This is a genomic window from Aeromonas sp. QDB23 (genome assembly GCF_027707745.1).
Lineage (GTDB): Bacteria > Pseudomonadota > Gammaproteobacteria > Enterobacterales > Aeromonadaceae > Aeromonas > Aeromonas allosaccharophila.
In genome coordinates this window covers 1-599 of the sequence record NZ_JAPCJA010000181.1, presented here as the reverse complement: position 1 = coordinate 599, position 599 = coordinate 1, and the positions used below count along the sequence as shown (strand labels likewise).

The following is a 599-nucleotide window of genomic DNA, read 5'->3' as shown; positions in this document are numbered from 1 at the left end:
GGGTTGGAGAAGGTCGTTCCCGGCAGTTCGTCGTGAATCATCTGCATCGCCGTGCCGATGATCCGTTCCACGATGCCGCCATAGTGCGGCTGTCCCAGCGGGCGATAGTCCAGCCGGATGCCATGCTGCTCGCAACCCCGGCGCAGGGCCTCGCTCTTGAACTCGGCCGCGTTGTCTAGGTAGAGCAGCAAGGGCTTGCCGCTCATCTGCCAATCCATTTCCACGTTCAGTCCTTCCAGCCAAGGGCGCTTGTCGCAGGCGACATGCACGAGGCACAGGCCAACCGAAACGGCAGACGGCGCTTCCAGCGTGACGACCATGCCGAGCACGCAGCGGGTGAACACGTCGATGGCGAGGGTCAGGTACGGGCGGCCAATAGGTTGCCGGTCGCGGTCATCGACCACGATCAGGTCGATGACCGTATGGTCTATCTGCACCTGCTCCAGCGGCGCGGTCACGGCAGGAGGCTCGCCGCCCACACCTTGTAGGTCACGAGCGGCATCCTGGCCTTCCCGCCGGCGGATGACCTTGCGCGGGTCAAGGCTAGCGATCCGTAAGGCCACGGTATTGCGCGCCGGCACTCGCAGTTTTTGAGCCTT

General features: G+C 64.1%; 1 protein-coding gene. It reads right to left on the bottom strand.

Annotation, left to right across the window (positions count from 1 at the left end):
- A partial coding sequence (locus tag PG888_RS23080; RefSeq protein WP_257707858.1) for an integrase catalytic domain-containing protein occupies positions 1-599 on the bottom strand: 599 nt, incomplete at both ends.